Below are 13,332 nucleotides of genomic sequence, written 5' to 3' on the forward strand. Positions count from 1 at the left end.
GTGCGCACGCGCACGGCCCGGCCCGGCCCCGGTCGATGGCGACCGGGGCCGGGCGGGTGCGAGGTGTGTCCGGGTATGCGGTCAGCAGTTTCTGATGGACCAGACGGGGTTCCAGTTCTGGTCCCGCATGCCGCTGAACGGCTTGAAGGTCTTTATGACATTGCCGGACTGATCGTAGAAGGTCGAGGTCGGGTTGCCGGTCTGGTAGTCCCAGTAGTAGCCGGTGCCGCCCCAGTTGGACAGGTAGTACCGGTTGCACGTGTAGAAGTGGAAGATCTCCCAGTTGGCAGTCGTGGGGTCCCAGACCGCGGCGCAGAGTTCGCCGCTGTTGCACGTGAAGGTCCCGCCTGGTGCCACGTGCTCGGACCTGGCGGACGGGCTGACGCTCGGAGAAACCGCGGCCAGCCCCTGGGCCGACGCGACCGCGGCCCCTGCGGGAGCGGCCGGCGTCCTCAGGACCTGTCCGGCGCCGCCCTGGTCGAGGGGCGCGGCGGCCTGCGCGGAGCCGGCGGTGACGCCGGCCGTGAGGACGAGGAGCAGGGCGCTGATGGCGCCGATGAGTGAGCGCTTGTGTCGCATCTGAGGAACCCCCTGTCGGAACGGCACGCACGCGAGGTCCGCGTACGGGTGCGAACCGGACTCCGATTTCTCCCCCGTGGCCCGTTCGCGATGCCAGGTTGTCGTCGCCGGACCGGCCGGCGCCACACGCTGAAGTTGTCGCTTAAGCGTCCGGCGCGGGCAGGGCACGACGCTGAATGAGCGTCCGGGACGGTGAGCGACGCAACGTCGAAGAAATGCCAGAGAAGCGTGTTATCCGGACATCTCCCTCACTCTGTCTTGCTCGCCCCTTGCCCGGCGTCGAAGGTGAAGGGGTCGGCCGTACGGGTGCCGCTGCGCACCGTCCGAGCGATCACCATCGGAGATCCCTTTGCTGCGGGTGCACTTCACCAACGAGGACATCGGCCGCGTCCGCGTCGCCGCTGCGCCCGACCCCATGTGGGAGATCGCCAACAGTTTCCAGGCGCTGGTCACCGGGAGGAACCCCCTGATGTTCGGCGACTGGCGGCGCCGGGTCCGACAGCGGCTGCCCCCGGCCTGCATGCTGCTGGGCCCGTTGCTCCCGCCGCTCGGCTACTTCCCGGACTTCCTCACGCCCGACCTGGGCGGCACGTTCGATCTGGACCACGCGGTCGGGACCGTGCTCGACACGCCCCGCTCCACCGTGCACGCCCATCTCGCGAAGCTCGCAGCGGCCCGGAGCCGGACCCGGCCGCTCCCCCCGGTGTTCCGCTCGCTGGCCGACGGCTCGCCGGAGGCGCTCAGCCGGCTGGGCGCCGCCCTGCACACCTACCACCGGAACGCCCTCGCGCCCTTCTGGCCGCGGATGCGGGCGCAGCTGGAGATGGACCTGGCCGTGCGGGCGCGGACGGTACTGCAGGGTGGCGCGGACGGGCTGCTGGGAAGTTTCCGCCCGGTGCTGCGGTGGCGGCCACCGGTGCTGGAAGCGGACTACCCCGTCGAGCGCGACCTGTGGCTCTGTGGGCGGGGCCTGCTGCTCCAGCCCTCCTTCTTCTGCGTCCGCACACCGATCACGCTCGCCTCCGACGAGGCGGTGCCGGTCCTCGTCTACCCGATCCAGCACACGCTTGGCTGGACGCGGGAACGGGGAACCGGGCTGGGTTCGCTGATCGGTGGCAGCCGCGCGGCGATCCTGGAGGGGGCCGTGACCGGCCGTACGACCGGTGAGCTGGCGCGCCGCCTCGGCATCTCCGCGGCAGCCGTCAGCCAGCACACGGCGGTCCTGCGCCGGTGCGGGCTGCTGCTGAGCGTGCGTCGCGGCAAGCACGTACTGCACACGATCACGCCGGAGGGACTGGCCTTGCTCGCCGGCCGGCCGGGGGTGCCGGTGGACGGGTGAGCAGGCCGGGCGGGGTGCGGGCCCGGCACCTGGCGGAGGGGCTGCCGCCGGAATCGGGTACTTCCTGCAGCTGAGGCGCGGGGCGGCCGGAGCCCGAGCTTCGGGAGCCGGGGGTCGGGAGTCGGGTTTCGAGCTTCGGGGAGGGCTTGTTCACTCTTTCGTGGGTGCGGGGAGGGGCCCGGGGCCGGGTCTTGAGCTTCGGGTTTCGGGAGCCGGGTTTCGGGGGTCGGGATTCGAGCCGTGTCGTACAACCGGTGGGTAAAAGAAGAGGGTTGGGGAAACCTCCCCGCCCTACCCGACCCGTCACGGCCAGCAAGTATGACTAATCGTGACCGACTTGCGGCGCTGAGTCGCGGCTGTTTACGGTGCCGAACGTAACGACCCCGACGCGGTGTTCTCATCACCGGCCGGGGCCTGACCCCAAGATCGAAAGAGGTCGATCCCGTGGCTGTTTCAAACCTTAGCCCTGCCCCACGCGCGTCCGCATCCTCGCGCTCCCACCCGAAGGCCAAGCCTGGCTACGGAAAGCGATCCGTGCCAAAGCAACGCCCGTCCCGCGAAGGCGATTTCGCGCTACTGCCCGAGCGTGAGCGGCACATCGCCGGTTACGTGGACGCGTTGCCCGAGGGCGCGGCGATGGACATCAAGTCGCTGGCCAGGAGCCAGCCGTTGTACGGGCAGATGGCCGTCGGCAGCGCTCTGCGGGCCCTGGGCGTGGCCGGTCATCTGCGGCACGTCCGGTGCCTGAGTGGCGAGGGCGGCCAGGTCCGCTGGGTCACCCGCACTTTCTGGTCCCGGACCGCCCGTGACAACGAGTGGTGGGACGCCTTCCTCGCCGCCGAGGAGCGCCGCCCCATCTCCGGGGCGGACGCCTCGGCCGAAGCGCCCGTACCGGCACCCGCATCCGTACCGCCGCACCCGCCCGTCACGATGGTGCCGCAGCAGCGCACCGCAGAGCCGGAGTCGCGGCCAGGGCCGGTCGCAGACCGGCAGCCCTCTCCCGCATTCCTCGCCCTGGCCCATCTCGGCCGGACCGACTCCCGTCTGGCCCTCTCGGCGGCGGACTGCGCGGCACTGGAGCAGGCGGCTGCCGAGTGGTTCGCGCGCGGCGTGGACGCCGACTACCTGACGCGCGCCCTCACCGCCGGGCTTCCCGCGTCCGTCGACTTGCCTTTCGGCCTCGTCCGCCGCCGCCTCCGCGACAAGCTCCCACCCCTCCTGCCCGCCACACCCCCGTCCACGCCGGGAACTCCCGTACACCGCCTGATGCTTGAGTGCATCGAATGCGGCGTCCCGGGCCGCCCCGAAGCATTCCGCGACGGCCTGTGCAGGCCCTGCCGCCAACCCGATCCCGACCCGGAGGCATGACAACGGCCCTCGCCGCGCGGCGAGGGCCGGTCACTCGGGGCCACCAGGGTGGTGGGTCACTCGTGGTGCTTGGCGAACTCCACGAGGCCGGTGAAGCCCTCATGGGTCAGGGTCAGGTGCGGGCCGTTCGGGTTCTTGCTGTCGCGGACCAGGAACTCACCGGTCGTGCGCGCGTGTTTGGGCGCCCACTCGATGCACTGCCCCCCGTCGCCGCCACTGTAGGTGCTCTTGACCCATCGGATGGGCTGAGCGTCGGGCATGCTGCTCATTTGGCGTGGTCCTCCATGATCTCGCGAATCAGGGTCAGCGATTCTTCCTCGGACAGTGCCGCCATGCGAAGCCGGTCGAACATGCCGACGGCTGTCGCCACCACGCTAGAGGTGTCATCCACCTGACCGCCATGGGTGGGGGTCTCGGTGTAGACCGCGTGGGGTGCGCCGTTGGACGAGAGCAGCGTAAAAGGCAGGTGGCTGGGCGCGGCACCTGCCCTGTACGGCAGCACTTGAACCGTGACGTGGAGCGATGCCATCTGCGCGGCCAGGTGCTCAAGCTGTCCGATCATGACGGACCGGCCGCCGACGCATGTGCGTAGGACGGCTTCATGGATCACGACCCATAGGAGCGGTGGTTCGTCGCGCTCTATGACAGCCTGTCGTCTGATGCGCAGTCCCACACGCTCTTTGATCCGTTCCTCTGCCTCACGTGGGTGAGCGGCGCGGAAGACGGCCGTCGCATACTCCGTGGTCTGCAACAGGCCCATGAGGAACGTGCACGAGTAGTCCGTGATCCCGCTCGCGGCCTCCTCGAGGGTGATGTACGGCACGAACCATTCGGGGTGTCCCTGCTTGCTCAGTTTGGTGCGCAGACGGGCGTACACGCCCGGCGTGCCGGCCACGCGGTCCATGGCCTCCGCGAAGGCTTCCGATGCGAGCACGGTGCCGTTCTCGACCTTGCTGACCTGTGCCTGCCGGTAGTGCAGCCGGTCCGCGAACTTCTCCTGGGACAGCCCCAGCGCTTCCCGTAGGGCCTTCACCTCCTCACCGAGGTACACGGCACCGTTCGCGGGCTCCCGCGCCTGGTCAGCCCTCTCGCTCACCTGTTCAACTCCCTGGTATTCCACCTGCGTTGGAATGGCTCCAGATCTATCGAGCGTACGTGGTCCGAAGCCATGGTGTGAGCAGGAAGTCACGCAGAGCAGCGGGAACGAACGGTCAACGGTGTACGGAGTGGCAGGCATGGCGACGAAAGACAGCAGGCGGCGGACAACGGGAGAAGGGCTCGGGGACGCCGAGCGGGCGCGCGATGAACTGAGCAACGCGCTCAAGGCGGCGGGGGTGAAACTGCCGTCCCTGTCCCTCGACGCCGTCTCCAGCGCCGGGTCCGCCCCGCGAGTGCTGATCGACCTGGGGCGCTGCAACGTAGCGACAGCCCGCGCGCTTGCCGCCGTGCTCCGGCTCCAGGGCGCCGAACACCGGCAGGAGACAGCGCGGTGACCCGGCGGGTGTTCCGCTATGTTCCGTTCTCCGTCGAGCAGGACGCGACGGCGGAACCGGAGTACGAGGCCCGTTGCGTGTCCGGCGACGAAACCGAGTGCGTCGCGGAGTCCGGTACGTACAGCGACCCCGGGCCGGTGGAGGAATGGCAGCGTGGGCACTCGCAGGAGACGGGTCACCGACGCTATCGCCGGAACTTCGGCGACTACGCGGTGTTGCGGCCGTTGACGGATCCGGCTGGGCCTGCGCGGGCGCGCGGAGGCGCGCTGTGATGTTCGCCCCCGCTGCCGAGCGACCGTGGCGCGATGCGTGGCCGCTTGTCGCGCAGACCGATGACGGCAACACGTGGGGGACGGGGGCCTGTTGGCTGTACTGCCGGCGCGAGGGCGTGCGCGTGCTGTGGGTCGGTTCCGTGAACACCCCAGGCGCGACGGGCGACGTGTATGCGTGTGGCCCGTGTCTGGTGGAACTCGACCGCATAGTGCGGGCCCAGGCGCACGAACGGGACGGGGCCGGTGATCGCGCCGCGCGGCCTGCGAGGCTCGCCGTGCCCGCTCACGCACCCTCGTTGCGCACACTGCCTGCGGGTGAGGTCAGGGCGGTGGTGTGCGAGCACTGGCAGATCGAGAATCGTGAGGGCAAGACCTTCTGCCGAGCCTGTGAACGACAGCTCTACCTTTGAAGAGTCCGCCCCTTGCTCCGGGGCGATCGGGTTCGTTGTGCCCAATTGCGCGCAATCATGTCGCCCCTCGGGGAAGGCGCAACTCACTGCAATCCTTGCCCACCCAGGCGTCGCCTCGCTCATCCTGGAATCCCCGGCCCCACAGACCTGGAGGGCGATATGGCGCTCAGGCTCATCGGCACGACCAGCGACGAAGGCGACTGTCCCACCCTGTACGAGATCGAGGGCACAGACGAAATCCTCGTCCAGGGCGACCGCGAGACCAACCCCGAACACCTGGTGCAGCTGCGAGACACGAAGCCGTGCGAGACGTTCGTCCGCGTCCCGCGCAGCTTGCTCACCCGGTTCGCACCGAGGGTCGAGGCACCGAAGTTGCAGCCGTTCTCCTCGATTTCCCATCTGTTCCGCGAGTTTCGGCACACGGCGTGGCGGCTGGAAACCCGCTGCGGGTACGCCTCCGACAGGCGCAGCCCGAAGTGGGCGCGCTGGCAGGCCGGCGAGGATGTCGCCAACGACACGAGCGCCTGGCTGGAGAACGTCGCCGGACAGACGGCGGCCGGGAAACGGTTCGAGCGGGTGCGTCTGGTCGACGAGCCGCCCACCGAGGGCCAGCGGTTCCTCCTTGCGAGCGCGCCCGGCAACGTGGGCGCCGGCGAGGATATCCGTAACCTCACCCGCGCGCAGGCTGAGCAGTTGCGGCTGCCCGACTACGACGTCTGGCTGTTCGATTCCAAGATCGTGGCCCGATTCGCGTTCGACGAGAACGACACCACCCTCGGCGTGCACGTCACGGAGGACCCGGCCGAGGTACTCGCCACCTGCCAGGCCCGGGATGCTGCCTGGCATCACGCCGTGCCTACGCAGCAATTCGCACGGTAGCTTCGACTGCGTGACGACCGACTTCCAGACCGCTCGTGAAGCCCTCGGCGCGCGCCTGCGGGAACTGCGCGCCGAGGCCGGACTGGAAGGGAAAGCCCTCGCCGCTCGGCTCGGCTGGCAGACCTCGAAGGTCTCGCGGCTCCAGAACGGCAAGCAGACCCCTACGCGCGCCGACCTCACTGCGTGGGCGCACGCCGTCGAACAATCGGGCGCCGAGCGCGAGTTGCATGGGCTGCTGGCTGGGCTGGACATGAAGCAGCGCAACCGGTCGTGGCGCAAGCAGTTGGCCGGCGGCATCCGTAACAGGCAGGAGATCGCGGTCAGGCTCACCGAGAACACGACGCAGATCCGCGGCATAGAGGTCTCGCGAATTCCCGGCCTGTTCCAGACTCCGGAGTACGCGCGCGTCGTCTTCGACTCCCTCGCCGAGTTCCGGGGTATCCCCGCGGCGACCGAGGCGGCTGTCGAGAAGCGGATGCGCAGGCAAGAGGCCCTGTACGACCCGGAGAAGATGTTCCGGTTCCTGATCTGCGAAGCCGCCCTGTACCACCGGCCATGCCCGGCCCAGGTGATGGCCGAGCAACTCGACCGCCTCTACAACCTTGTCGGCCAGCAGCGCATCGAGCTGGGCATCATCCCGTTCGGCGCGCAGCTGCGCCGTACTGCACCCCACGCGTTCTGGATCTACGACGGCCGATTGGTCATCGTCGAGACGATCAGCGAGGAGCTGTGGCTCACCAACGACGAGGACGTACAGCTGTATGAGCGAGCGTGGGAATGGCTGGCCGAGTCTGCCGAGTACGGGTCACCAGCTCGACGTCTGATCGGCCGTGCACGTGCGTCGCTGGACCTCGGGTAATGAGCTTGGGGAGTGATTAAAGTCGACCTGCAGCATTTGCTACGATCTCGTATATTCTGATGTCGTGACTTCTTCCGTGTCTTCGTACGGTTCAGCGCTGCTGGCACTGCAGCGCGCTACTCATGCCACACTGCAGATCCTCATGGCTGAGCTGGTTGACCTTGATCTGACCGCTTCCGAGATCAACGCCCTGGCCATCCTGGCGGACGGCCAGGGCCGGACCATCTCCGAACTCGGCGCCGCAGCCGGCACCCGCCCGACCACACTGACCAGCGTGTTGGACCGGCTGGAGCGCCGTGGCCACATCACGCGCGGCACCCGCCCAGGCGACCGTCGTGTCGTGGTCATCGAGCTGACCTCTTCCGGCCGCCTGGCTGCCGACACCGTCCGGCAGACCCTGACCGCTGTGGAAGCCCGCGCGCTCGACGGCCTGCCCGCCGAGGCCGTAACAGACTTCCACACCGTTCTGCGTGCTCTGGCCGAGGTGTCCCTGTGAGGGAGGCGCCCGAGAACACTCATGTTTTCGATGAGCTGATGGCCAAGGCGACGGCATCCGCAGGCGCCTTCGGCCACCGCGAACACGTCCACCTGACCTGGCTGGCAGTGGGCCGCGTCGGCATGCCCGCGGCCATCGCCCTGGTCAGTGACGGTATCCAGCGCACCGCCCGCTACGCGGGGGCGCCCCAGAAGTACCACGTCACGGTCAGCCGGGCCTGGGTGGAGCTGGTGGCCTATCACGCAGCCGCGCACGAACAGCCTGACTTCGCTGCCTTCGCCGAACGGCATCCCGCGCTGCTCGACAAGCGGTTGCTCACCCGCTTCTACCGCTCCGCGACGCTGGCCGACGCCCAGGCCCGCACCAGCTGGGTCGAGCCCGACCTCGCCCCGTTCCCCTGGACGGCCCTCACCCGATAGCGGGCTCAAGAGCGGAAGACACCGGCGTCACCGGTGGCCACACCAAGAACCGAAGGCACGAGGCGACGAGGGTTATCGGGGCCTGGCCAACGAGTTCCCCAGCCAGGTGTCCGCTCCGCCGAGGAAACCCAAAACGGACGCCCCGCTCGGCGATCAGTACAGCTGGCGCGAGACCCGTTGCCGCCAGTCCTCCCGCCGCATCTGCGTCGAGCACACCAACGCCGAGTACAAGCAGTGGCGGCCCCTTCAGCGGTACACCAGCCGCCGGGAGACCTATACCGAAACCCACCTGGCGGTCGCCGGGCTGATCTCCGAGAGATCCGCCCTCCGGGTCACCCGCCGCAAGACCAGTACCGAACTGGTGCTCACCGGGCACACCGCACACTGACCATCCATCAGCCAAATACTCAGGCCAGCATGCCTTGACTTCAATCGCTCCCCAACTCGTGAGCAATCTCTGTACCCACATTCGCAATCCGGGGCAATCGGCCCGCACGTGGGCACCCGTCGTCTCTACTGTCCTGGTCATGGCCTCACGGACACGTAACCCGGATTCAGAGTGGCCGGCTTCCGGTGCCCCGGACCCTGCGCTGGTACATCGCAAACGGGCGGTTGGTGATCCCGTCGTTGCTCGGCGCCGCGCTCAGCCCCGGCGGCAGGCTCCCCGCGGAGGTGTTCTGCTGACTGCCGTGGACGCTCTTCGGGAGCTGCCTCCGGTCGCGTCGCTGTCGGATGCCCAGCAGCGCGGTGTGTGCTGCGTGTTCTGCGGCGTCACCCTGTCCGCCGAGACCGCCGTCGACTTGGGCCCCCAGGTGATCGATGTGTTCGGATCCACCGTGCGCTGGTTCCCCCGCTCCTGTCGGAAGGACACGCCGACGTGATCACCCTGGCGAAACCCGTCCGCTCGCGCGGCGACGAGGCGTGCCGAGTGCTCCTCGGCCACACCTGCGTGTGCACTGCCTGCCGGTGCGCGCCGTGTCCGGCCGCATCGCGTCGACCGGCCACGAGCGGGCCCGGCCCCCCGCCTCGGCCGGATCGTCCCCGCAATTCCTGGACAGTTCCCAAGCGCCGGCCGACGCGGGGCAGGCACCACCACAGGCACCGTACGAAGCGACCAAGGAGAAAACTTGCAGGCACACACCGCAGGTACAGGGACGACGGTGCGAGCACCGTGGGGACTGCGCCGTATGGCGCCGCTGCGCAACGGTTCCCCCTCGCCGTGGCGGTACGAGGGCGTTGACCCCGCCACACAGACCGGCCGATGGACCGGGGAGGACGGCGTGATGACGCCGGCCGAACTCGGTAAGCACGGCGTGATGACGCCGGCCGAACTCGGTAAGCACGGCACGTCCGTCAACACCTATCCGCCCACCCAGGTCGGCAAGGACGGCAAGATGGACGCCGACTCCGGCCACGACGCGACGCAGGACTAGGGGCAGCGCCATGGACGGACGCCCGGTGCTGGTCTGCACGCAGTACGAGGACGCAACCGCCGACCTGGTCATCGCGGAACTGAACCGGCGTCGGGTGCCTGTCCTCCGGTTCGACCCCGGACGGGACTTCCCAGCACCTGGCGTGCTCGCCGCACGCATGGGGGCAGGCGGAGGGCGTGGGCGGCTGACGGTCGGGGAGCGTTCGGCCGACCTCTCCGCCGTACGCGCCCTGTACCACCGTCGTCCGAGCCCCTACTCGACGGACGGCGGTGCGCAGGTGGTCCGGTTCGCCGCGCACGAGAATCGGCGCGGCCTGGGCGGTGTGCTCGGTGCGCTGCCGGGGTGCCTGTATCTGAGCCATCCGCAGGCCATCGCACGGGCCGAGTACAAGCCCGCGCAGTTGGATGCGGCGGTTCGAGGCGGGTTCATGGTTCCCGCCACACTGATCACGAACGACCCGGTGGAGGCCAAGGCGTTCTGCGCCGAGCAGCCGACCATCTACAAGCCCTTGCACGCGGGTGCGTACGACGTAGGGGGCGAGCCCGCCGGAATCTGGGCCGCGTCCGTCGAGGCGGGCGAGATCGACGGCGCGGTGGGCCACAGCGCGCACCTGTTCCAAGCGCAGGTGCCCAAGGTGGCGGACGTGCGCGCGGTTGTCGTCGGTGATCAGGTGTTCAGCGCCCGGATTATCGCGCCGCCTGGGGTCGTGGACTGGCGAGCGGAGTATCAGAGCCTCACCTATGAGCCGATCGCCTGCCCGGACGCGATGCGCGGCGCTCTGGTGCGGTTCCTCACCGGCTTCGGGCTGAACTTCGGCGCCTTCGACTTCGCCGTGACCGGCGACGGCGCATGGTGGTTCCTGGAGTGCAACCCCAACGGACAATGGGCGTGGCTCGAAGATGTGGCCGGGCTGCCGATCACCACCGCAATCGCGGACCTGTTGGAGAACGGAGCGAGCCGTCATGGCTGACCCTCTGCCCTCGGAACACCTGCGGGCCGACCTCGTGCGGCGTCTGTCCGAGTCCGGCACCCTGCGCAGCCCCGAATGGAAGGCGGCCGTCATGTCGGTGCCCCGCGAGGCGTTCCTCTCGCGCGGCTGGTTCGAGTACGAAGAGGGCGGCTGGTACCGCCCGGCGTCCGGGGACTCCCCGGAAGGACTCGCGCGGATCTACGAAGACGACACCCTTGTGACACAAGTCGCCGGAGGCGTCTTCCCCGACCAGATCGAGGGGCGCGTCGCCGCAGCCCCCTCGTCGTCGTCCACCCTGCCGGGTCTGGTCGTGCGGATGCTCGAAGACCTGCGGGTGACCGAGGGGATGCGCGTCCTTGAGATCGGCACGGGCACGGGCTACTCGACCGCGCTGCTGTGCCGTGTCGTCGGCGAGGACAACGTGACCACGGTCGAGGTGGACCCCGAGGTGTCCGCCCGCGCCGGAATGGCCCTCGCGGGAGTCGGGTACTGGCCTCAGCGCGTGGTCGGTGACGGTCTGGTGGGCTGCGAGGAGAGCGGCCCGTACGACAGGGTGATCGTGACTTGCGGCGTGCACACGGTGCCCTCCGACTGGCTCGCGCAGACACAGCCCGGCGGCGAGGTCCTGGTCACGGTCGGGGGATGGATGAACGCGTCCGAACTCGTACGGCTGACGGTCGACAACGACGGCACGGCCGGCGGCCCGGTTCTCGGCGGGCAGGTCTCGTTCATGTTGGCCCGTCCCCACCTTCCGCCCCCGTTCGGAATGCTGCCGAATCTCGGCGAGGGCGAGGCCGTGCGCACCGAATTCGGCGCGCACGTGCTCGACGACTGGGTGGCCCGGTTCGTCGCGCAGTTCGCCACGCCCCGTGCGCAGCGCCTCACGCTCGAACGGGACGGCCGGCCCGAGCACGTCGTGATCGACGTGGACACCGGATCGTGGGCGGCCGTCTTTCGGGACGGCGCGCAGTGGATGGTCCGGCAGGGTGGCCCGGCGCGCCTGTGGGACGAGATCACCGAGCGTGTCGCGCAGTGGCAGGCGGACGGACGCCCGCCTGCCGACCGCATGCGGCTGCACGTCGGCCCCGACGGCCAGCGCCTCACCTGGGCGTAACCGCAGGCCGACGGCCTCCAACCGCCGGGGTGGTCATCGGCAACTGCAGATGCCGGGGCGCATCGGTACGGAGATGTCAGCCGGTGGCCCACGGCGCCTCGGGGAGCTTCGCGCGGCCGTCGCGCCCGGAGAACTCCAGGGTGGTCGGGGTCCCCAGACCCGGCATCCGCATCGTCACCCGCCGCAGGCCGCCGTCACCGTCGACCCAGTACGTCAGCGGCGACCGTCCGCCGTCGGACCCCGCGCCGGGCGTGGCGCCCTGGGCACGCGGCCCGGCGAACCGGTCGTAGCTGCGGCCGTCGATGCGCTCACGCTCCAGCCAGCGAGCTCCGGACTGCGCGAGCAACAGCGGGTTGTCGGGGCGGTCCGCGCCGAGCCCGATCAGCAACTGGAGCCCGGCGTCCAGGGGATCGGTCGTGTAGGAGCGTGCCGACCAGCCCGAGCGCGGGATGTGCTCGGCCTGCTTCCAGGGCGGGCTGTTGTCGCCCTTCGGCGCGGGGGCCAGGCCGAGGCCGCCGGTGTCCCAGATAATCAGGCCGTGGTCGAGCTGCCCGGCGGCGGGCCCGGCGGCCTTGGAGGAACCGGGGGCGCCGGTGGAACCGGTGACCTGGTAACTCCCCACGCCCCGATGGGTTCGGTAGTCCACGACTCCCTTGACCCGCACCACCACTCCGCCGCCCTCGGCGGCGGTCAGGGTCACCGCCACGGGACTGGCCTGGTACAGATTCAGCCGCGACAGCGCCAGCCGGGACGCCTCCTCCATCGTCACCGGCCGCTCGGTGGTGTCGTCGGAGAGGGTCCGGTAGGCAGCCAGGCCGCCCGCTGCGACGCCGCACACCGCGAGCGCGATCAGCGTTCTGAACCAGCGGGTCCGACGCGGCGTACGGCCGCTGGTCTTCCTCTTCCGAGCCATGCAGTCGCCTTCTCTCGTCGGTCGGTCACGCAGGAGGGCGGGTCCGCGAACCGCTGGTCCGCGAACCCGCCCGATCCGGCCCGGAGGGTTACCGGGGCCGGCCGCCCCACTCGGGGGCTAGTGCCGCTCCCGGCAACGTTTGCCCCGTCGCGCCGCCCGGCACGCACGCTCGCGGCGTTGGCCACAAGCCCACGTAGCCCGCTACGAGGGCTTGTGGCCGCCTTGCGATCGCACGCACCGAACGACGCTCCTTCCGGGCAAACCTTGCCGGTCACGGCACTAGTGGTGCAGCGCCCTTCGCCTGCGCACCAGCACGACCAGCGCCGCGCCGAGGGCGGTGAGAGCGGCGCAGCCGGCCAGGGCCAGCGGAACCATCCGGTTCGCGCCGGTGGATGCCAGCGCCGAGTTGGGTACGTGGCCCGGCGCGCCCGGTGCGCCCGGTGCGCCTGGTGCCCCCGGCGGACCCGGTTTGTCTGGTGTGTCCGGTGTCGGCGTCGTCGGTTTCGGTGTCGGGGTGGGGTCGGGCAGCCGCTTGTTGACCGCTGTCACCGAGACCCCGGCGTCGAGGTTGTCGGAGGTCAGCACCAGCGGCCCGAACACCGGCACGTCCGGTGCGGCGTACCCTGCGGGCGGGCTGACTTCCTGCCAGTAGTACGTGCCCGGTGCGCCGGTGCCCTGGCAGATGCCGTCGGCCCCGGTCATGCAGGCCTTGTCGACCTGCGTGTCCGGCTCCGTCCCGGTGGTCTGCAAGTCATCGGAGCCGTTCGTCTCCTTCCACAGCTGGAACT

18 protein-coding genes are annotated in these 13,332 nt (G+C 69.8%); 13 read left to right on the plus strand and 5 right to left on the minus strand.

All coding sequences use genetic code 11. The features are described 5' to 3' along the window. Nucleotides 1-81 precede the first annotated feature (81 nt). On the minus strand, nt 82-579 hold the full coding sequence (locus tag ACH4EW_RS18840; protein WP_398258190.1) for a hypothetical protein: 498 nt from the start codon (nt 577-579) through the stop codon (nt 82-84). Between the two features lie 358 nt (nt 580-937). Between ACH4EW_RS18840 and ACH4EW_RS18845 the strand changes: the two genes are divergently transcribed. Both ACH4EW_RS18845 and ACH4EW_RS18850 read left to right on the plus strand, forming a co-directional pair. After that, entirely contained in the window at nt 938-1,918 is a 981-nt protein-coding gene (locus tag ACH4EW_RS18845) for an ArsR/SmtB family transcription factor (protein WP_398258232.1), read from the plus strand. A 444-nt stretch (nt 1,919-2,362) separates the two neighbouring features. Next, nucleotides 2,363-3,286, plus strand: a complete 924-nt coding sequence (locus tag ACH4EW_RS18850; protein ID WP_398258192.1) for a MarR family transcriptional regulator — start codon at nt 2,363-2,365, stop codon at nt 3,284-3,286. Between the two features lie 56 nt (nt 3,287-3,342). Here ACH4EW_RS18850 and ACH4EW_RS18855 read toward each other — a convergent pair whose 3' ends face one another. Further along, nucleotides 3,343-3,555 (minus strand): DUF397 domain-containing protein, encoded by a 213-nt coding sequence (locus ACH4EW_RS18855; protein WP_398258194.1) that lies wholly within the window; start codon nt 3,553-3,555, stop codon nt 3,343-3,345. Then, nucleotides 3,552-4,382, minus strand: coding sequence for a helix-turn-helix transcriptional regulator (locus ACH4EW_RS18860; protein WP_398258196.1), 831 nt, complete (start codon nt 4,380-4,382; stop codon nt 3,552-3,554). Before ACH4EW_RS18860 ends, ACH4EW_RS18855 begins: the two co-directional genes overlap by 4 nt. Before the next feature lie 139 nt (nt 4,383-4,521). Here ACH4EW_RS18860 and ACH4EW_RS18865 point away from each other — a divergent pair, with 139 nt between their 5' ends. From ACH4EW_RS18865 to tgmC, 11 genes are all read left to right on the plus strand, one after another. Then, nucleotides 4,522-4,779 (plus strand): hypothetical protein, encoded by a 258-nt coding sequence (locus ACH4EW_RS18865; RefSeq protein WP_398258198.1) that lies wholly within the window; start codon nt 4,522-4,524, stop codon nt 4,777-4,779. Beyond that, a complete protein-coding gene (locus tag ACH4EW_RS18870) occupies nt 4,776-5,051 on the plus strand; it encodes a hypothetical protein (RefSeq protein WP_398258200.1) in 276 nt (91 codons plus the stop codon). Before ACH4EW_RS18865 ends, ACH4EW_RS18870 begins: the two co-directional genes overlap by 4 nt. A gap of 569 nt (nt 5,052-5,620) precedes the next feature. Then, nucleotides 5,621-6,340, plus strand: a complete 720-nt coding sequence (locus ACH4EW_RS18875) for a DUF6879 family protein (RefSeq protein WP_398258202.1) — start codon at nt 5,621-5,623, stop codon at nt 6,338-6,340. Between the two features lie 10 nt (nt 6,341-6,350). After that, nucleotides 6,351-7,199, plus strand: a complete 849-nt coding sequence (locus ACH4EW_RS18880) for a helix-turn-helix domain-containing protein (protein ID WP_398258204.1) — start codon at nt 6,351-6,353, stop codon at nt 7,197-7,199. A 142-nt stretch (nt 7,200-7,341) separates the two neighbouring features. Continuing rightward, nucleotides 7,342-7,695, plus strand: coding sequence for a MarR family winged helix-turn-helix transcriptional regulator (locus ACH4EW_RS18885; RefSeq protein WP_398258206.1), 354 nt, complete (start codon nt 7,342-7,344; stop codon nt 7,693-7,695). Beyond that, the gene (locus ACH4EW_RS18890) at nt 7,692-8,114 is read left to right on the plus strand and encodes a hypothetical protein (RefSeq protein ID WP_398258208.1); all 423 of its coding nucleotides are present in this window, start codon (nt 7,692-7,694) and stop codon (nt 8,112-8,114) included. The genes ACH4EW_RS18885 and ACH4EW_RS18890 overlap by 4 nt, the downstream gene beginning before the upstream one ends. A gap of 106 nt (nt 8,115-8,220) precedes the next feature. Continuing rightward, nucleotides 8,221-8,502 carry a transposase gene (locus ACH4EW_RS18895; RefSeq protein ID WP_398258210.1) on the plus strand — a complete coding sequence of 94 codons (282 nt, stop codon included), beginning with the start codon at nt 8,221-8,223 and terminating at the stop codon, nt 8,500-8,502. A gap of 301 nt (nt 8,503-8,803) precedes the next feature. Beyond that, on the plus strand, nt 8,804-8,995 hold the full coding sequence (locus ACH4EW_RS18900; protein ID WP_398258212.1) for a hypothetical protein: 192 nt from the start codon (nt 8,804-8,806) through the stop codon (nt 8,993-8,995). Between the two features lie 279 nt (nt 8,996-9,274). After that, nucleotides 9,275-9,547, plus strand: coding sequence for a putative ATP-grasp-modified RiPP (gene tgmA / locus ACH4EW_RS18905; protein ID WP_398258214.1), 273 nt, complete (start codon nt 9,275-9,277; stop codon nt 9,545-9,547). Between the two features lie 10 nt (nt 9,548-9,557). Beyond that, complete coding sequence (tgmB, locus tag ACH4EW_RS18910) at nt 9,558-10,517, plus strand: ATP-grasp ribosomal peptide maturase (protein WP_398258216.1); 960 nt, start codon at nt 9,558-9,560, stop codon at nt 10,515-10,517. Then, nucleotides 10,510-11,631, plus strand: a complete 1,122-nt coding sequence (gene tgmC / locus ACH4EW_RS18915) for an ATP-grasp peptide maturase system methyltransferase (RefSeq protein WP_398258218.1) — start codon at nt 10,510-10,512, stop codon at nt 11,629-11,631. The genes tgmB and tgmC overlap by 8 nt, the downstream gene beginning before the upstream one ends. Nucleotides 11,632-11,707: 76 nt before the next feature. Here the strand turns inward: tgmC and ACH4EW_RS18920 are convergent, their stop codons facing one another. Then, a complete protein-coding gene (locus ACH4EW_RS18920; protein ID WP_398258220.1) occupies nt 11,708-12,544 on the minus strand; it encodes a hypothetical protein in 837 nt (278 codons plus the stop codon). A 279-nt stretch (nt 12,545-12,823) separates the two neighbouring features. Then, nucleotides 12,824-13,332, minus strand: a 509-nt coding sequence (locus tag ACH4EW_RS18925) for a prealbumin-like fold domain-containing protein (protein ID WP_398258222.1), incomplete at its 5' end; no start/stop codon positions are given.

This window comes from Streptomyces sp. NPDC018000, from assembly GCF_044328025.1.
Taxonomy (GTDB): domain Bacteria; phylum Actinomycetota; class Actinomycetes; order Streptomycetales; family Streptomycetaceae; genus Streptomyces.